The sequence below is a fragment of the Streptomyces sp. NPDC050738 genome (genome assembly GCF_040654175.1).
Lineage (GTDB): Bacteria > Actinomycetota > Actinomycetes > Streptomycetales > Streptomycetaceae > Streptomyces.
In genome coordinates this window covers 116,594-133,173 of the sequence record NZ_JBFAHN010000009.1, presented here as the reverse complement: position 1 = coordinate 133,173, position 16,580 = coordinate 116,594, and the positions used below count along the sequence as shown (strand labels likewise).

The 16,580-nt window shown below is 69.4% G+C and carries 15 protein-coding genes; 7 read left to right on the top strand and 8 right to left on the bottom strand.

Annotated features, from left to right (window positions below; all coding sequences use genetic code 11):
* Positions 1-110: 110 nt before the first annotated feature.
* Positions 111-2,561 carry a DNA topoisomerase IV subunit A gene (locus AB0H78_RS23550; protein ID WP_363236498.1) on the top strand — a complete coding sequence of 817 codons (2,451 nt, stop codon included), beginning with the start codon at positions 111-113 and terminating at the stop codon, positions 2,559-2,561.
* A 1-nt stretch (position 2,562) separates the two neighbouring features.
* On the opposite strand, the gene AB0H78_RS23545 is transcribed toward AB0H78_RS23550, so the two are convergent.
* A complete protein-coding gene (locus tag AB0H78_RS23545) occupies positions 2,563-3,603 on the bottom strand; it encodes a CobW family GTP-binding protein (RefSeq protein ID WP_363236497.1) in 1,041 nt (346 codons plus the stop codon).
* Positions 3,604-3,834: 231 nt separating this feature from the next.
* Here AB0H78_RS23545 and AB0H78_RS23540 point away from each other — a divergent pair, with 231 nt between their 5' ends.
* Both AB0H78_RS23540 and AB0H78_RS23535 read left to right on the top strand, forming a co-directional pair.
* Positions 3,835-4,353: a DUF6082 family protein gene (locus AB0H78_RS23540; protein ID WP_363236496.1), complete on the top strand. Its 519-nt coding sequence runs from the start codon at positions 3,835-3,837 to the stop codon at positions 4,351-4,353.
* A 171-nt stretch (positions 4,354-4,524) separates the two neighbouring features.
* Positions 4,525-4,761: a hypothetical protein gene (locus AB0H78_RS23535; RefSeq protein ID WP_363236495.1), complete on the top strand. Its 237-nt coding sequence runs from the start codon at positions 4,525-4,527 to the stop codon at positions 4,759-4,761.
* A gap of 58 nt (positions 4,762-4,819) precedes the next feature.
* Here the strand turns inward: AB0H78_RS23535 and AB0H78_RS23530 are convergent, their stop codons facing one another.
* A complete protein-coding gene (locus AB0H78_RS23530; protein WP_363236494.1) occupies positions 4,820-5,983 on the bottom strand; it encodes a citrate synthase/methylcitrate synthase in 1,164 nt (387 codons plus the stop codon).
* A gap of 77 nt (positions 5,984-6,060) precedes the next feature.
* On the opposite strand from AB0H78_RS23530, the gene AB0H78_RS23525 reads away from it, so the two are divergent.
* Positions 6,061-7,302: a citrate synthase gene (locus AB0H78_RS23525; protein ID WP_363236493.1), complete on the top strand. Its 1,242-nt coding sequence runs from the start codon at positions 6,061-6,063 to the stop codon at positions 7,300-7,302.
* Between the two features lie 67 nt (positions 7,303-7,369).
* Here the strand turns inward: AB0H78_RS23525 and AB0H78_RS23520 are convergent, their stop codons facing one another.
* Positions 7,370-8,389: a LacI family DNA-binding transcriptional regulator gene (locus tag AB0H78_RS23520; protein ID WP_363236492.1), complete on the bottom strand. Its 1,020-nt coding sequence runs from the start codon at positions 8,387-8,389 to the stop codon at positions 7,370-7,372.
* A gap of 89 nt (positions 8,390-8,478) precedes the next feature.
* Here AB0H78_RS23520 and AB0H78_RS23515 point away from each other — a divergent pair, with 89 nt between their 5' ends.
* Both AB0H78_RS23515 and AB0H78_RS23510 read left to right on the top strand, forming a co-directional pair.
* Positions 8,479-10,125: a sensor histidine kinase gene (locus tag AB0H78_RS23515; RefSeq protein WP_363236491.1), complete on the top strand. Its 1,647-nt coding sequence runs from the start codon at positions 8,479-8,481 to the stop codon at positions 10,123-10,125.
* Complete coding sequence (locus AB0H78_RS23510; RefSeq protein ID WP_363236490.1) at positions 10,122-10,799, top strand: response regulator; 678 nt, start codon at positions 10,122-10,124, stop codon at positions 10,797-10,799. The genes AB0H78_RS23515 and AB0H78_RS23510 overlap by 4 nt, the downstream gene beginning before the upstream one ends.
* A 6-nt stretch (positions 10,800-10,805) precedes the next feature.
* Here AB0H78_RS23510 and AB0H78_RS23505 read toward each other — a convergent pair whose 3' ends face one another.
* The 3 genes from AB0H78_RS23505 to AB0H78_RS23495 are packed head-to-tail and all read right to left on the bottom strand — an operon-like array spanning position 10,806 to position 13,595.
* Positions 10,806-11,858: an ABC transporter substrate-binding protein gene (locus tag AB0H78_RS23505; RefSeq protein ID WP_363236489.1), complete on the bottom strand. Its 1,053-nt coding sequence runs from the start codon at positions 11,856-11,858 to the stop codon at positions 10,806-10,808.
* A gap of 50 nt (positions 11,859-11,908) precedes the next feature.
* Positions 11,909-12,790 carry an ABC transporter permease gene (locus AB0H78_RS23500; RefSeq protein ID WP_363236488.1) on the bottom strand — a complete coding sequence of 294 codons (882 nt, stop codon included), beginning with the start codon at positions 12,788-12,790 and terminating at the stop codon, positions 11,909-11,911.
* Positions 12,771-13,595 carry an ABC transporter ATP-binding protein gene (locus tag AB0H78_RS23495; RefSeq protein WP_363236487.1) on the bottom strand — a complete coding sequence of 275 codons (825 nt, stop codon included), beginning with the start codon at positions 13,593-13,595 and terminating at the stop codon, positions 12,771-12,773. Before AB0H78_RS23495 ends, AB0H78_RS23500 begins: the two co-directional genes overlap by 20 nt.
* Before the next feature lie 144 nt (positions 13,596-13,739).
* Here AB0H78_RS23495 and AB0H78_RS23490 point away from each other — a divergent pair, with 144 nt between their 5' ends.
* Positions 13,740-14,462: a response regulator gene (locus AB0H78_RS23490; protein ID WP_363236486.1), complete on the top strand. Its 723-nt coding sequence runs from the start codon at positions 13,740-13,742 to the stop codon at positions 14,460-14,462.
* Here the strand turns inward: AB0H78_RS23490 and AB0H78_RS23485 are convergent.
* Both AB0H78_RS23485 and AB0H78_RS23480 read right to left on the bottom strand, forming a co-directional pair.
* The gene (locus tag AB0H78_RS23485; RefSeq protein WP_363236485.1) at positions 14,436-16,028 is read right to left on the bottom strand and encodes a cation acetate symporter; all 1,593 of its coding nucleotides are present in this window, start codon (positions 16,026-16,028) and stop codon (positions 14,436-14,438) included. The two genes, AB0H78_RS23490 and AB0H78_RS23485, sit on opposite strands and share 27 nt — an antisense overlap.
* Complete coding sequence (locus tag AB0H78_RS23480; protein WP_363236484.1) at positions 16,025-16,501, bottom strand: DUF485 domain-containing protein; 477 nt, start codon at positions 16,499-16,501, stop codon at positions 16,025-16,027. The genes AB0H78_RS23485 and AB0H78_RS23480 overlap by 4 nt, the downstream gene beginning before the upstream one ends.
* Between the last annotated feature and the right edge of the window lie 79 nt (positions 16,502-16,580).

The following is a 16,580-nucleotide window of genomic DNA, read 5'->3' as shown; positions in this document are numbered from 1 at the left end:
GCGCCGACAGCGCGCGAAGTTCCCGGGTCGCGGTCGGTGTTGTCAGTGGGACGGTCCACAATGGTCGGCGTCCCTACCTGACCAAGGCATGTGAAGGAGCCGCAGCAGCGATGGCCCGCCGCAGCACGAAGACCCCGCCGCCGGAGGACTTCGAGGAGAAGATCCTCGACATCGACGTGGTCGATGAAATGCAGGGCTCCTTCCTCGAGTACGCGTACTCGGTGATCTACTCCCGCGCCCTGCCGGACGCCCGGGACGGTATGAAGCCCGTCCACCGGCGCATCGTCTACCAGATGAACGAGATGGGGCTGCGCCGCGACCGCGGCTTTGTGAAGTGCGCCCGTGTCGTCGGCGAAGTGATGGGCAAGCTGCACCCGCACGGCGACGCGTCGATCTACGACGCCCTGGTGCGGATGGCCCAGCCGTTCTCGATGCGGCTCCCGCTGGTCGACGGACACGGGAACTTCGGCTCCCTCGGCAACGACGACCCGCCGGCCGCGATGCGGTACACCGAGTGCCGGATGGCCGACGCCACGACGCTGATGACCGAGTCCATCGAAGAGGACACGGTCGACTTCTCGCCGAACTACGACGGCCAGGAGCGGGAGCCGGGCGTCCTGCCCGCCGCCTATCCGAACCTCCTGGTCAACGGCGCGACCGGGATCGCCGTCGGCATGGCGACGAACATGCCGCCGCACAACCTGGGCGAGGTCATCGCCGCGGCACGCCACCTGATCAAGCATCCTGGCGCCGACCTCGAGACGCTGATGCGCTTCGTCCCGGGTCCCGACCTGCCGACCGGCGGCCGGATCGTGGGGCTGACGGGCATCAAGGACGCGTACGCATCGGGGCGCGGCACCTTCAAGATCCGTGCCACGGTCGCCGTGGAGAACGTCACCGCGCGCCGCAAGGGCCTGGTCGTCACCGAACTGCCCTTCACGGTCGGCCCGGAGAAGGTCACCGCCAAGATCAAGGACCTGGTCTCGGCGAAGAAGCTGCAGGGCATCGCGGACGTCAAGGACCTGACCGACCGCTCGCACGGGCTGCGTCTGGTCATCGAGGTCAAGAACGGCTTCGTACCGGAGGCCGTCCTCGAACAGCTCTACAAGCTGACGCCGATGGAGGAGTCCTTCGGCATCAACAACGTGGCGCTGGTGGACGGTCAGCCGCTGACCATGGGCCTGAAAGAGCTCCTCGAGGTCTATCTGGACCACCGCTTCGAGGTCGTACGGCGCCGCAGCGAGTTCCGCCGCACCAAGCGGCGCGACCGGCTGCATCTGGTCGAGGGCCTGATCGTCGCGCTGGTCGACATCGACGAGGTCATCCGCCTCATCCGTTCCAGCGACAACTCCGCGCAGGCCAAGCAGCGGCTGATCGAGCACTTCTCGCTGAGCGAGGTGCAGACGCAGTACATCCTGGACACCCCGCTGCGCCGGCTCACCAAGTTCGACAAGATCGAGCTGGAGAGCGAGCGTGACCGGCTGAACAGCGAGATCGAGGAGCTGACCGCGATCCTGGACTCGGACTCCGAGCTCCGCAAGATCGTCTCGACCGAACTGGCCGCGGTGGCCAAGACGTTCGGCACCGACCGGCGCACGGTGCTGATGGAGTCGGCGGGCGCACCGGTGGCCGCCGTGTCGCTGGAGGTCGCCGACGACCCGTGCCGGGTCCTGATGTCATCGACGGGCCTGCTGGCCCGTACGGCCAACGGCGAACCGTTCGCGGAGGACTCCGGCAAGCGCACCAAGCACGATGTGGTGCTCTCCGCCGTCCCCGCGACGGCACGGGGCGACGTCGGGGTGGTGACCTCGGCCGGGCGGCTGCTGCGGATCGCGGTCATCGACCTGCCGCAGCTTCCCGACACCGCGAACGTGCCCAATCTGGCGGGCGGGGCACCGATCTCGGAGTTCATCTCGCTGGACGACGACGAGAGCGTGGTCTGCCTCACCACGCTGGACGAGTCGTCGCCCGGCCTGGCCATCGGCACCGAACAGGGCATCGTCAAGCGGGTGGTGCCCGACTATCCCGCCAACAAGGACGAGTTGGAGGTCATCGGCCTCAAGGACGGCGACCGGGTGGTCGGTGCGGCCGAGCTGCGCACGGGCGAGGAGGACCTCGTCTTCATCACCGACGACGCCCAGCTGCTGCGCTATCCGGCGGGTCAGGTACGGCCGCAGGGCCGCCCGGCCGGCGGCATGGCGGGCGTCAAGCTGGCCGTCGGCGCCAAGGTGATCTCCTTCACCGCGGTGGACCCTGCGGTGGACGCGGTGGTCTTCACGGTCGCCGGTTCGCACGGCACCCTGGACGACTCCGCGCAGACCGCGAAGCTCACCCCGTTCGACCAGTACCCGCGCAAGGGCCGCGCGACCGGCGGTGTGCGCTGCCAGCGGTTCCTGAAGGGCGAGGACCTGCTGGTCCTGGCCTGGGCGGGCCCCGCGCCCGCGCGGGCGGCCTCGTCCAACGGCACCGCGGTGGAGCTTCCGGAGCAGGACCCGCGCCGTGACGGTTCGGGAATCCCGCTGCTCACGCCGGTCGCGGCGCTGGCGGGCCCGGCTTCGTAGGTCAGTCCCCGTCCACGTACCGCAGGACGCCCCACATCGACTCGGGGCGGGCGTCCTGCGGTGCGAACTCCCGGCAGCCGTCGAGCTCCTTGTGCAGGGCGGCGGCGTCGATTCCGGAGCCGATGAGGACGAGCTGGGTGAGGTGTTCCTCGCCGGCGGCCCAGGCTTCCGGATAGAAGCGCAGGAAGCGGCCGACGGCGTGGAGGGTGAACTTCCCGGTGTTCTCCGGTACTTCGAAGTGGACGAAGCCCTTGATCCGGTAGAGCCCTTCGGGTCTGCGGTCGAGGAACTCCATGAAGCGGCGGGGGTTCATGGGCTCGGAGGAGACGAACCCCACGCTCTCGTAGGCGGCGTGGAGATGCCCGCGGTGGTCCGCGCCCTCCGTGTCCTCCTCCTCGTCGGCCCGCAGGTCGTCGAAGGAGAGCTGCCCGACGCGCTCGCCGACGGCGCGGCGGTCGATGAGCAGCTCGGGGTCGATCTGTCCGTACGTGGTGCGCACGACCGGGGTCCCGGCACTGAGCTCGCCCACGGTCTTCAGCGTCCGTTCGATTCCGGCCTCGTCCGCGCGGTCGGCCTTGTTGAGGACGACGAGGTCGGCGAGGGCGAGATGCCGGTCGGTCTCGGGGTGGCGGACGCGGGTCGCGTCGAACTCGGCGGCGTCCAGGACCTGCACGAGGCCGCCGTAGACGATGTCCGGGTTCTCGGCGGCCAGGATCATTTTGATGAGCTCCTGCGGCTCGGCCAGTCCGCTCGCCTCGATGACGATGACGTCGATACGCAGCTCGGGGCGCGCGAGCCTGCCCAGGTAGTCGTCGAGTTCACTGGCGTCGACGGCGCAGCACAGGCAGCCGTTGCCGAGGGAGACCATCGAGTCGACCTGTCCGGCCACGGTCATCGCGTCGATCTCGACGGCCCCGAAGTCATTGACGACGGCACCGATGCGAGTACCCCTGCTCTGCCGGAGCAGATGGTTGAGCAGGGTGGTCTTTCCTGAGCCGAGGAACCCGGCGAGGACGACGACGGGGACGGGTTTCCTGGGCATGGGGTCAAAGCGTAGTGCAGCGCGGTCTCGTCAATCCGACGCGAAGTAAACGATTGTTAGCGGCGCGTAACGGGCACACATCCGGCAAGGCGCATGGCAGGACGAACCGTCGCTCCCCCCGTGCGCCCCTCACCGCCTCCCCCGCCGGCCAGAGCCGTCCGGCAGTCTGGGGGGCGGACGCGCACCGCCGGCCGATCGCCGCGGCGGTGATCGCCGGACCCGGGGGTTGACATGGGTGTACGGACGCAGGGGCTACGGAATGCGGGCTGCGCCGTCATGGGGAGCGTGACGCTCGTGGCGGGCGGTCTCGCACTGCTGGCATCGCAGAACCGCCAGGCGAATCGGCGCCAGCGCCACGCGAACCTCTACGAGCAACAGCGGCTGGAATGGGAACTGTTGAGCCGGGCCATCGCCGACGCGGACCTGGCCGCAGTGCTCGACACGTACGACGAGGAGTTGCCGTACACGAAGCAGCGCCAGTTCCTCTTCGCCAACGGCCTGTACACCAACATCCTGCTCGCTTTGCGGACCGGTGTGGTCAACGAGAGCGAGTTCCGCGGGCACATACGGTTCGTTCTCCAGAACCCCGTCTTCAAGGAGTACTGGCGGGTCACCAGCAAACACCGCGCCAGCCTGGGCGCCGACTCGGAGGAGGCCCAGATCGGGACGATCGTGGACCGGCTGCTGAGCGACCTCGAAGAGGACGAGACCGGGGAGTGGTGGATCGTGGGCGAACCCCCAGAAGAGTGACATTCGAACACATGACCTTGGCTATCGGGAGTGAATGCCTGGCGGATTCCAACCTCCTCACGGTTCAGGCTCGTTACGGACACGAACCAGAGGTTCTCCATACGCGCGGCATGCGACCCCGCGTACCACGTGGAGTACCTTCCCCACTCACCACCGAGGATCGAATCCCCCGTGAAGATCGTGCGCCGCATGGGCGTCCCCCCCACCGCCCGAGGCAGCGTCGCCGGACAGTCGTGCCCCGACTTGTTCGAACTGAGCGACGGAAGATTTGCCGTGATCGGGACGGACGCCACGGCGATGCTCGACGCCGAGCTTCCTGCGGATGCCTCCCGTGCCGACTACGAACGCATTGTGGTCATCACGCGGGAGACGCTCATCCGCGCCAAGGCCGACATCCCGGACGCCTGACCGGCGTCCCCCCGTACGAGACCCGGCTTCAGCGCGCTGATGCCGGGCCTTCGGCATGTCAGGCTGCCGTCGGAACCGCCTCGGGCGGCACAGGGCCCACGTACCGGGCCGCCGGGCGGATGATTTTGGAGTCCGCCGCCTGTTCCAGGATGTTCGCGCTCCAGCCGACCACGCGCGCCGCGCAGAACGTCGGGGTGAACATCTCCCGGGGCAGGCCGCAGAGTTCCATGACGACGCCCGCGTAGAACTCGACATTGGTGTGGAGTTCGCGGCCCGGCTTCAGTTCGGCCAGGATCGCCTCGACGCGGGACTCGACCTGGACCGCGAAGTCCACCACGGGGCCGCCGAATTGCCGGGCGATGCCGCGCAGCATCCGTGAACGCGGGTCCTCGGTGCGGTAGACGGGGTGGCCGAAGCCCATGATGCGGTCGCCGGCCAGGACGCGTTCACGGATCCACGGGTCGATACGGTCCGGGGTCGCGATGGCGTCGAGGGTGTCCAGGGCGCGGCTGGGGGCGCCGCCGTGGAGGGGGCCGGAGAGGGCGCCCACCGCGCCGACCAGGCAGGCCGCCACATCGGCTCCGGTGGAGGCGATGACGCGGGAGGTGAAGGTGGACGCGTTGAAACCGTGGTCGATCGTCGAGATCAGGTACTGCTCGACGGCGCGTGCGCGCACCGGGTCGGGCTCCGAACCGGTCAGCATGTAGAGGTAGTTGGCCGCATGGGGCAGATCGGCACGCGGTGCGACGGGGGCGAGCCCCTGGCCGATGCGGTACAGCGCCGTCAGGAGCGTGGGGACCACCGCGCAGGCTGCGAGGGCGTCGTCGGCCCGCTGCCCGGGCGTGATGTCGTACACCGGGCGGAAGCCTGCCGAGGCGCCGAAGAGCGAGAGCGCGGTGCGCAGACCTGCGAGCGGTCCCGAGCCGGCGCGGGCGATCGCCGGGAGCGCCTCGCGCACCTCGTCGGGCAGGGTCCGCAGCGCCGCGGTCCGTGACGTGAAGGCCTCGCGCTCGGCCAGGGAGGGGAGTTCGCCATGGACCATCAGGTACCAGACGTCCTCGAAGGTACGGGCCTCCGCGAGCTCCACGGCCGAGTACTGGCGGTAGTGGTAGAAGCCCTCGGTGCCCCGGACATCACCGAGAGCGGTCTCGGTGACCACTACGCCGGCGAGTCCACGCGGTGCCTGAGCCGGAGCCGGAGCCACTGCTGTGCTGATCGACATCTCTTCCTCCCTGTTTCTTGATTCGACCATCCATGCTTGACTCAATCCTTGTCAATATTGATTCAATCAATGTCAGTATGGTGAGCATCGTGACGGATCAAGAAGCGCAGCGGCTGACCACCCGGGAGGCGGCCGAGCGGCTCGGGGTGAAGCCGGAGACCGTGTACGCGTACGTGAGTCGCGGCCAGCTCTCCAGCCGCCGCGGCCCCGGCAGCCGCGGCAGCACCTTCGACGCCAAAGAGGTCGAGGCCCTGGTGCGGCGCGGCCGGCGGGAGTCATCGGCAGCAGCGGGCGGCGAGCTGTCCGTACGGACCCGGATCACATTGATCGACAAGGACAAGTACTTCTTGCGGGGCGTGGACGCCACCGAACTGGCCCGTACCTACTCCTACGAGGAAGTGGCCGAGTGGCTGTGGACCGGGGTACTGCGGCCCGGCATCCGGTTCACGGCCCCCCGGGAAGCGGCCGAAGCCGCCCGCCGCGCCGTCGACGCGCTGCCCGCGCACTGCGGACCCACCGACCGGCTGCGCGTGGCGGCCGTCGCCGCGGCGGCCGCCGATCCGCTGCGCTACGACCTGTCCGAGGCGGCCGTGCTCTCCACCGCGCGGACCCTCATCCCGACCCTGGTGACCGCGCTCCCCCTGGTCGGCACGGCGCACCATGGCGAAGGGCCGCTGGCCACCCGTCTCTGGCCCCGGCTGACCGCCAAGACGCCCGACGAGGCGTCACTGCGCGTCCTGGACCTGGCACTTGGGCTGCTCATCGACCATGACCTCGCCGCCTCCACCCTCGCCGTACGGGTCGCGGCCTCGGCCCGCGCCCATCCGTACGCCGCCGTCTCGGCAGGTCTCGGCGTACTCGAAGGCCCCCTGCACGGCGCCGCCAGCGGCCTCGCCCACCGGATGCTCGCGGAGGTGCTCGAGCGCGGCAGCGCGGCCCCTGTGGTCGCCGACCATCTGCGGACCGGACGCCGTGTACCCGGTCTCGGCCACCGGATCTACCCGGGCGAAGACCCGCGCGCCCAGGCCCTGTTCACCGCACTCGAAGAAGTCGAGCAGGCTGCGCCCGCGCTGGCCGCAGCTCGGGACGTGGTCGCCACGACCGCCCGCCACACCGAGCTGTACGCCAACGTCGATCTCGCCCTGGCCGCGCTGACCGTGGCCTCGGCCATGCCCGCCGAGGCGGGCGAGACCGTGTTCGCCGTGGCGCGCACGGCCGGCTGGATCGCCCACACCCTGGAGGAGTACGAAGAGCGGCCGCTGCGCATGCGGCCCAGCGGCCAGTACACCGGCCCCCGCCCGCCGCAGCCGCTCCCCTGATCAGGCCTGCAGCAGGACAGCAGGGGGACCGCAGGGGGACCGCAGGGGGACCGCAAAAAGTCGACAGCTAGTGAACCCTGTTGCGCGGCGCTTGCGCCGTCGAACCGCGCACCACCAGCTCGGGCTCGAAGAGCAGCTCGTCGGAGGGGACGGCACGTCCCCCGATCTGCACGGACAGCAGTTCCACGGCGGCGCGCCCCATGGCCTCGATGGGCTGGCGGACGGTGGTCAGCGGAGGCTCGGTGCAGTTCATGAAAGCCGAGTCGTCGTACCCCACGACGGACACGTCGTCGGGTACGGAGAGACCCCGGCGGCGCGCCGCGCGCACCGCGCCGAGGGCGAGGGGGTCGCTCGCGCAGATGACCCCGGTGACGCCCTGATCGAGCAGTCGGGCCGTGGCGGCCTGACCGCCCTCGAGCGAGAACATCGCCCGTACGATCCGCTCGTCGGGAAGATCGCCGCCCAGATCCTCCGCGATCTTCCGCGCGGCCGCGAGTTTGCGCTGCGACGGCATGTGGTCGGAGGGGCCGAGGACGAGCCCGATGCGCTCGTGGCCGAGCGAGGCGAGATGGCGCCAGGCCTGGTCGACGGCGACCGCGTCGTCGCACGAGACGCAGGGGAAACCGAGGTGTCCGATGGACGCGTTGATGAGCACGACGGGGATCTTGCGGTCCGCGAGCACCTTGTAGTGGTCGTGCGGGGCGTCCGCCTGGGCATAGAGCCCGCCGGCGAAGACCACGCCGGAAACCTGCTGCTCGAGGAGGAGTTCGACATAGTCCGCCTCCGAGACCCCGCCCTTGGTCTGGGTGCAGAGCACGGGGGTCAGACCCTGCTGGGCGAGTGCCCCGCCGACGACCTCGGCGAAGGCCGGGAAGATGGGGTTCTGCAGCTCGGGCAGGACCAGGCCGACCAGCCGGGCGCGCTCGCCGCGCAGCTGAGTGGGGCGCTCGTAACCGAGCACGTCGAGGGCCGACAGAACGGCCTGTCGGGTGGTGTCGGAGACCCCGGGCTTGTTGTTGAGCACCCGGCTCACGGTGGCCTCGCTGACCCCGACCTTCCGAGCAACCTGCGCAAGTCGTCGCGTCATGCGCGCAAGATTAGCGCAAGAAGCGCAAGCGATTTGCGTGACCCAGGAAATTTCACGATGCGGCACCCCTGCCTTTACCGTCTTTGCACATGAGCACCCGGCAGCCCAGAAGGATCCGCATAGGGCTGCCCCGGCGCGTCTTCTCACAGGTCCTGCTGATGCAGCTGGCCGTCGCGGCCGGGGTTGCCGTCCTCGCCACCGGCCTCTTCCTGCGCCCGCTCAGTGCCCAGCTCGACGACCAGGCGATGAGGCGGGCACTCGCGATCGCCGAGACCACGGCCTCTCCGGAACTGGCGGAGGACCTGCTCCACTCCAGGCCGTCCGCCGACGGTCCCGTCCAGAAGGAAGCGGAGCGGATACGGCACGACACCGGAGCCGAGTACATCGTCGTGGTGGACCGGAACTCCATACGGTGGTCGCACCCCACGGTCGGCGAGATCGGCCATGAGGTCTCCACCAGTGCCGCGGACGCCCTCGCGGGCCACGAGGTCATGGAGATCGACCAGGGCACGCTCGCGCGTTCCGCCCGCGGCAAGTATCCGCTGCGCACCGCGGACGGGACGATCGTCGGTGCCGTCTCGGTCGGCATCACGTACGACAGCGTGCGCGCCAGTCTCCTGAAGACCATTCCCGGCCTCCTCGCGTACGCGGGCGGCGCACTCGCGGTCGGCGCGCTGGCCGCGTATCTGATCTCCAGGCGGCTCCAGCGCCAGACCCACGACCTGGCCTTCTCCGACATCTCCGCGCTCCTCGCCGAGCGCGAGGCCATGCTGCACGGCATCCGCGAGGGCGTCGTCGCCCTCGACGCGAGCGGCCGGATCCGGCTGATGAACGACGAGGCGCAACGGCTCCTGGGCCTCGGCCCCGAAGCCACCGGACTCCCCCTGGACGAGGCGCTCGGCGCGGGGCGTACCGCCGACGTCCTGGCCGGCCGGGTCACGGGCGACGATCTCCTGACCGTACGGGGGCAGCGCGTCCTGATCACCAACCGGATGCCCACCGACGACGGGGGCGCCGTCGCCACGCTGCGCGACCGCACCGAGCTGGAGCAGCTGGGCCGCGAACTGGACTCCACCCACGGCCTGATCGACGCCCTGCGCGCCCAGGACCACGAGCACGCCAACCGGCTGCACACCCTCCTCGGTCTCCTCGAACTGGAGATGCACGAGGAGGCCGCGGATTTCGTCACCGAAGTCGTCGGAGTGCACCGGGCGACCGCCGAGCAGGTCACCGAGAAGATCCACGACCCGCTGCTCGCCGCGCTGCTGGTCGGCAAGGCCACCGTCGCCGCCGAGCGCGGGGTCTCGCTGCGCGTCGCGGCCGGATCGCTGCTGCCGGACCGGCTGGTCGATCCGCGCGGTCTGGTGACGATCGTCGGCAATCTGGTGGACAACGCGCTGGACGCGGCGTCCGGTTCGCCCTCCGCCCAGGTCGAGATCGCACTGCACGCGGAGGGCCGTACGGCGGTTCTCCGGGTCACCGACAGCGGTCCCGGGGTCCCGGAGGAGGTGCGTGAGGCGATCTTCACGGAGGGGTGGACGACCAAGAAGCTCCCGGCGCACGGCAAGCGCGGCCTCGGGCTTGCGATGGTGCGCCGGTTCGCCGAGCGGCAGGGCGGCAGCGCGCGGGCCGGCCAGAGCGCGGACGGCGGGGCCGAGTTCACCGTCGTACTCCCCGAAGCACTGACCGAACCAGACCTGGAACCCGGCCTCGCACCGGCAGGAGAGCAGCGATGATCGACGTACTGGTGGTGGACGACGACGTCCGGGTCGCGCAGATCAATGCGGCCTACGTGGCCAAGGTGGCGGGCTTCCGGGTGACCGCGACGGCACACTCCGCGGCACAGGCGCTCGCCAGTGTCGGCGCGCACCCGGTGGATCTGGTGCTGCTCGACCACTATCTGCCGGACGAGAACGGTCTGGCGGTCGTACGGGAACTCCGCAGCCGCGGTCTGCACCTCGACGTGATCATGGTGACTGCCGCCAGGGACATCGCGACCGTGCAGGCGGCGCAGCGTCATGGCGCGCTCCAGTACCTGGTCAAGCCCTTCAACTTCGCCGGCCTCCGCACCAAGCTGGAGGCGTACGCGGCGCTTCGCCGCACCCTGGACGGGGGCGGCGAAGCGGAGCAGGCGGAGGTGGACCGCATCTTCGGGGCGCTCTCGGCGGCGGGTGTCTCCGAACTCCCCAAGGGGCACTCACCGACCACCGCGGAGCTGGTGCGGCAGGTGCTGCTCGGGGCCGAACTCCCGCTCTCCGCCCAGGAGATCGCCGAGCGGTCGGGGGTGAGCAGGCAGACGGCCCAGCGCTATCTGAAGCTCCTTGAGCGCACGGGGCGGGTGCGGCTCAGTCTCAAGTACGGGGAGACCGGCCGCCCCGAGCACCGCTACGCCTGGGTCGCGAGCCTGTGAAGTGCGTCAGCCCGCGTTCTTGGCGAACTCGGTGGTGTAGGTCTTGGCCAGGTCGATCTTCGCGTTCTTGATGTTCGGGTTGAACGCCTTCAGGACGCGCTCGACGGTCTCCGGGCCGTTCACCGGCATGACCCCGTCCGTGGTGAACATGGGCAGCGTGCTCTTGATCGACTCGGTGTAGAGCTTCTGGTTGCCCGCCGCGAAGTCCGCCGGCATCTTGGCGGCGATTTCCTCCGGGGAGTGTGTGGACATCCACTTCAGCGTCTTGACGAAGGCGTTGACCAGCTTCTGCACGCTCTCCTTGTGGCCGTCCACCCAGGAGCTCTGCATGTAGAGGCTGGAGGAGGGGTACGGACCGCCGAAGGCCTCCTGCGAACCGGCAGGGGTGCGCATGTCCACCAGGATGTGGCCGAGCTTCTTGTCCAGCACCTGGGCGACCGTGGGGTCGGTGGTCATCCCGGCCTGGATGGAACCCTTCTGCAGCGCGGCGAGGAAGGTGGGTCCTGCACCGACGGCGACCCGGGTGAAGTCGCTGGAGCTCACACCGTTCTTGACGCCGAGGTACTGGCTCAGGAAGTCGGTGGAGGAGCCGATGCCGGTGATCCCGACGTGCTTGCCCTTGAAGTCCTTCGGGGACGTGATGTCCTTCGCCTTGTCCGAGACGATCTCGACCTCGCCGGGGGCGTGCGAGAACTGCACGACGGACTCGACTTCCTTGCCCTTGGTCTGCAGGTCGAGCGTGTGGTCGTAGAAGCCGACCGCTCCCTGGACCTGGCCCGAGACGAGCGCGGTCTCGGCCTGCACACCGGCGGGCTCGGTCAGGAGTTTGACGTTGATGCCCTCGTCCTTGAAGAAGCCGAGCTGCTGGGTGAGCATCGCCGGCATGTAGATGACCTTGTCGAGGCCGCCGACCATGATCGTGACCGACTCGCCCTTGACCTTGCCGGCGGGCTGACCCGCGCTCGACGTGCTGGAGGCGTCGTCGGCGCAGGCGGTCAGGGTGGAGAGGGCGAGCACGCCGGCGACGGCCAGGGCCGGGAACTTGACGGAACTGCGCATGATTCACACGTCCTTGTGAGTACCAGGGGAAGAGGGGGTGGTTCGGGCGGTCAGCGGTCGGCGCCGTGACCGGCCGGCTTCCACTTGAAGAGGCGGCGCTCGACCAGGGTCAGCAGCCCTTCGGCGACCAGGGCGACCACGGCGAGGATGGCCATCGCCGCATAGACGCCGGCCGGGTTGAAGTTGCCCTGGGCCGCTGCGACGAGCAGGCCGACGCCCTTGGAGGCGCCGATGTACTCGCCGACGATGGCGCCGATGAGGGCGAAGCCGAAGCTGATGTGCAGGCTGGTGAAGATCCACGTGGTCGCGGAAGGGACGACGACCTGCAGCGTCACCTTGCGGTTGCTCGCGCCGAGGATGCGCGCGTTGTCGACCAGGTTGCGGTCGACCTCGCGGGCGCCCTGGAAGGCGTTGAAGAAGACCGGGAAGAAGACCAGCACGATCGCCGAGGCGATCTTGGAGGCCGGGCCGAGGCCGAACCAGATGACGAAGATCGGTGCCAGGGCGATCCTGGGGATGGCGTTGAGCACCTTGACGTACGGGCCCAGCACATCGGCGAGGAACGTGATCCGGCCGAGAACGATCCCCAGGACGACACCGGCGATGACGCCGATGATCCAGCCCATGAAGGCCTCGTAGAGCGTGGTGGTGATCTGCTCGGCGAGCGAACCCTGTGCGGTGCCGTGCATGACCCAGGTGCTGATCTGCTCCCAGACCTTCGAGGGCATCGAGAAGTTGAACGGGTCGATGACCTTGGTACGGGCGAGCACCTCCCAGAGGCCGAGCAGCACGACCAGCAGCAGCAGGCGGCTGCCGAGGACCAGGCCCTTGCGGCGGCGCGCGGCCCTGGCGCGGGAGTTCTTGCGCTCCTCGGCGCTGGTCGCGGCGGCGGGTGCGATGCCCGCCTTGGTCTCAGGCCGCGTTGTCGACATGGGCGGCACCCCTCTCGCGGGTGATGCGGACCTCTTCGCCGAGCGAGGACCAGATCTCGCGGTAGATCTCGACGAACCGCGGCTCCAGACGCACCTCTTCGACCTTCCGCGGCCTGGGCAGATCGATGGTGAAGATCTCCTTCACCGTGGCCGGTCCCGCCGTCATGACCACCACCCGGTCGGCCAGGGCGATGGACTCCTCGAGGTCGTGGGTGACGAAGACGACCGAGGACCCCGTACCGGCCCACAGTTCGAGCAGTTCGTCGGACATGAGCGCCCGGGTCTGCACATCGAGGGCGGAGAACGGCTCGTCCATGAGCAGGATCTCCGGGTCGTTCACAAAGGTCTGGGCGAGCGCGACACGCTTGCGCTGGCCTCCGGAGAGCTGGTGGGGATAGCGGTCCTCGAAGGCCGAGAGGCCTACGCGGGCGAGCCATTCGCGGGCCCGCTCCCTGGCCTCGGCCTTCGGTACGCCACGGAAGCGCGGCCCGGCCATCACATTGGACAGCACGGTGCGCCAGGGGAAGGTGGCGTCCTGCTGGAAGACGAATCCGACCTTGTCGCCGATGCCGGAGACCGGCTCACCGGCGACCAGCACCTCGCCCTCGGTCGGTTCCTCGAGGCCGCTCACCAGCGTCAGGGTGGTCGATTTGCCGCAGCCCGTGGGACCCACCACGGCGACGAACTCACCGCGGGCCACGGTCAGATCAAGGTCTCGTACGGCGGTGTGCAGCGCCCCGGACGGCGTACGGAACGCTTTGCCTGCGCCCCGCAGCTCGATGGCGGGGCTCGTGTCTGTGCTCATGAAGCGGGACCGTAGGTGTGGCACGCACCACAACGGCAGCCTTTTGGGCGCAAGGCCGTCTTCTGCTTGCACAAGACTGTTGTGCTCGTTTTGCTCGCGCTACAACTACGTGGTTGCAACAAACGGTTAACACAGGGAGGTCGGATGATCGACGTGCTGGTGGTCGACGACGACTTCCGTGTTGCTGAGATCAACGCGGCGTATGTGGGAAAGGTTCCCGGCTTCCGTGTCGCCGCCCGCGCGCACAGCGCCGGCCAGGCGATGGCCACCCTGGAGCGCGAGCCCATCGATCTGGTGCTGCTCGACCACTACCTGCCCGACGAGACGGGTCTGGCGCTGGTACGGCGCATGCGGCAGCTGGGCCACCACACCGACGTGATCATGGTGACCGCGGCCAGCGATGTGGCGACGGTGCAGGCCGCCATGCGCCATGGCGCCCTGCACTACCTCGTCAAACCGTTCACCTTCGCCGGACTCCGTTCCCGGCTGGACAGTTACGCCGCGCTGCGTCGCACCGTGGAACGGGTCGGCGGCAGCGGGGAAGCCGCCGGCCAGGACCAGGTCGACCGGATCTTCAGCGCCCTGCGCACCGCCGGGCCCGCCGCGTCCACGGGGCTCCCCGCAGGTCATTCCGTACCGACGTCCGAGCTGATCCGCGAGGTGCTGACCGGGGCCCCGCACCCGCTGTCGGCCCACGAGGTGGCCGCGCGGACGGGGCTGAGCCGGTCCACCGCCCAGCGCTATCTCCGCCAGCTGGAGCAGTCCGGGCGGCTGCGGCTGAGCCTCAGGTACGGGGACACCGGCCGCCCGGAGCATCGTTACGTCTGGGCCGTTCCGGGGTCAGACGGCCCCGGCGCCGGTCAGTGACCGTACTTCGGTCTCCGCATGCTTGGCCGCGTCCGGGGGCTCGGCCGAGGTGACCGTACCGAGCCAGCCCGCGAGGAAGCCCAGCGGGATGGAGACCAGGCCCGGGTTCTGCAGCGGGAAGAACTGGAAGTCCACGCCGGGGAAAAGGGATTCGGGGCTGCCGGACACGACGGGCGAGAGCAGCACCAGCACGATGGCGGGGACCAGCCCTCCGTAGACCGACCAGACCGCACCGCGCGTGGTGAAGTTCCGCCAGAACAGCGAGTAGAGCAGCACGGGCAGATTCGCGGACGCGGCGACCGCGAAGGCCAGGCCGACCAGGAAGGCGACGTTCATGTCCTTCGCCAGCAGCCCCAGGGCGATGGCGACCGCCCCGATACCGGCCGCCGCGACCCGTGCCACGGCGACTTCGCTGTGCTGCTTGGCGTGCCGGCGCTTGAGCGAGGCGTACAGGTCGTGAGCGACGGAGGCCGACGAGGCCAGCGTGATACCCGCGACGACGGCGAGGATGGTCGCGAAGGCGATCGCCGCCACCACGGCGAAGAGAACCGTTCCGCCTGTTGATCCTGCTCCCCCGCCGAGATTCATGGCGAGCAGGGGAACCGCCGTGTTCCCCGCGGCATTCGACTTCCGTACGGCATCGGAGCCGACGAGGGCGGCGGCGCCGAAGCCGAGCACGATCGTCATCAGATAGAAGCCGCCGATGAGGCCGATGGACCAGACGACCGAGCGGCGGGCGGCGCGGGCGGTCGGCACGGTGTAGAAGCGGGACAGGATGTGCGGCAGCCCTGCCGTGCCGAGGACCAGTGCGAGGCCGAGGCTGATGAAGTCGAAGCGCGCGGTCCAGTCCCCGCCGTACTTGAGGCCGGGCGCCAGGAATTTCGACCCGTGGCCGCTGCGGTCCGCCGCGGTGTTGAGCAGTTGGTTGAAGTCCCCGTGGAAGCGCACCAGTACGAGCACGGTGAGCGCGATCGCACCCGCCATCAGCAGTACGGCCTTGACGATCTGGATCCAGGTGGTGGCCCGCATCCCGCCCAGCGTCACATAGACGACCATGAGCGCGCCGACGCCGATCACCGCGAGCACCTGCGAGGTGCCGCTGTCGCCGCCGAGCAGGAGCGAGACCAGGCTGCCCGCGCCGACCATCTGCGCCACCAGGTAGAGAACGGACACGGTGACGGAGGAGGTTCCCGCGGCGATGCGCACGGGGCGTTCGCTCATCCGGGCCGCGACGACGTCGGCAAGGGTGAACCGGCCGCAGTTGCGGACCAGTTCGGCCACCAGGAGCAGCACGACCAGCCAGGCGACAAGGAATCCGACGGAGTAGAGCATGCCGTCGTAGCCGAAGAGGGCGATGAGTCCGGAGATGCCGAGGAAGGAGGCGGCCGACATGTAGTCGCCCGCGATGGCGAAACCGTTCTCCATGGGGGAGAAAAGGCGCCCGCCCGCGTAGAACTCCTCGGCGGAGCCATGCCGGTTGCGGCTCACCCAGGTGGTGATGGCGAGCGTCGCCGCGATGAATGCGCTGAACAGCAGCAGCGCAAGAGTCTGGTGGTCGCTGCTCACCTGGTGATCCCCCGCGTCAATTCCTGTGTGTCCCAGCGGAGATCGAGCGCCGCCCGGTCCCTGCGCAGCCGCGCATGACGTGCGTAGGCCCAGGTCAGCAGGAAGGTGGTGAAGAACTGGCCGAGGCCGGCGATCATCGCGACGTTCACCGCGCCGGCCACCGGGCGGGCCATGAACCCGGGGGCTGTTGTGGCGGTGACGACATAGGCCACGTACCAGGCGAGAAAAGCCAGCGCTGCGGGAACGACGAACCTGCGGTAGCGGCTGCGCACTTCCTGGAAGGCCGCACTGGACTGCACTTCGAGATAGATGTCGGCCGCGGTGCGGCCCGGCTCGGACACCTTCTGCGCCGGTACGGCGGCCGGGGCGGCGCTGCCGGCCTCCTGCAACTCACCCCAGCCGGAAGCCAATGCGTCGTACCAGGGGTCGTCGAGCCGCCCCTCAGCGGTCTCGCGCCCTACGTCCTTCTCCACCGAACATCCTCTCCCTGTACGCGGACCGGTACGGCCGCGTGCCCCAGGATGGGGAAAACAGGAAGATCCCGGGCCTTTC

What these genes read in the sequence shown, in the direction of transcription:
- AB0H78_RS23505 (WP_363236489.1), bottom strand. Translation starts at nt 11,858, where the DNA reads ATGCGCAGTTCCGTCAAGTTCCCGGCCCTGGCCGTCGCCGGCGTGCTC.
- AB0H78_RS23520 (WP_363236492.1), bottom strand. Translation starts at nt 8,389, where the DNA reads ATGACGCGACGACTTGCGCAGGTTGCTCGGAAGGTCGGGGTCAGCGAG.
- AB0H78_RS23515 (WP_363236491.1), top strand. Translation starts at nt 8,479, where the DNA reads ATGAGCACCCGGCAGCCCAGAAGGATCCGCATAGGGCTGCCCCGGCGC.
- AB0H78_RS23545 (WP_363236497.1), bottom strand. Translation starts at nt 3,603, where the DNA reads ATGCCCAGGAAACCCGTCCCCGTCGTCGTCCTCGCCGGGTTCCTCGGC.
- AB0H78_RS23540 (WP_363236496.1), top strand. Translation starts at nt 3,835, where the DNA reads ATGGGTGTACGGACGCAGGGGCTACGGAATGCGGGCTGCGCCGTCATG.
- AB0H78_RS23510 (WP_363236490.1), top strand. Translation starts at nt 10,122, where the DNA reads ATGATCGACGTACTGGTGGTGGACGACGACGTCCGGGTCGCGCAGATC.
- AB0H78_RS23550 (WP_363236498.1), top strand. Translation starts at nt 111, where the DNA reads ATGGCCCGCCGCAGCACGAAGACCCCGCCGCCGGAGGACTTCGAGGAG.
- AB0H78_RS23530 (WP_363236494.1), bottom strand. Translation starts at nt 5,983, where the DNA reads ATGTCGATCAGCACAGCAGTGGCTCCGGCTCCGGCTCAGGCACCGCGT.
- AB0H78_RS23490 (WP_363236486.1), top strand. Translation starts at nt 13,740, where the DNA reads ATGATCGACGTGCTGGTGGTCGACGACGACTTCCGTGTTGCTGAGATC.
- AB0H78_RS23525 (WP_363236493.1), top strand. Translation starts at nt 6,061, where the DNA reads ATGGTGAGCATCGTGACGGATCAAGAAGCGCAGCGGCTGACCACCCGG.
- AB0H78_RS23495 (WP_363236487.1), bottom strand. Translation starts at nt 13,595, where the DNA reads ATGAGCACAGACACGAGCCCCGCCATCGAGCTGCGGGGCGCAGGCAAA.
- AB0H78_RS23500 (WP_363236488.1), bottom strand. Translation starts at nt 12,790, where the DNA reads ATGTCGACAACGCGGCCTGAGACCAAGGCGGGCATCGCACCCGCCGCC.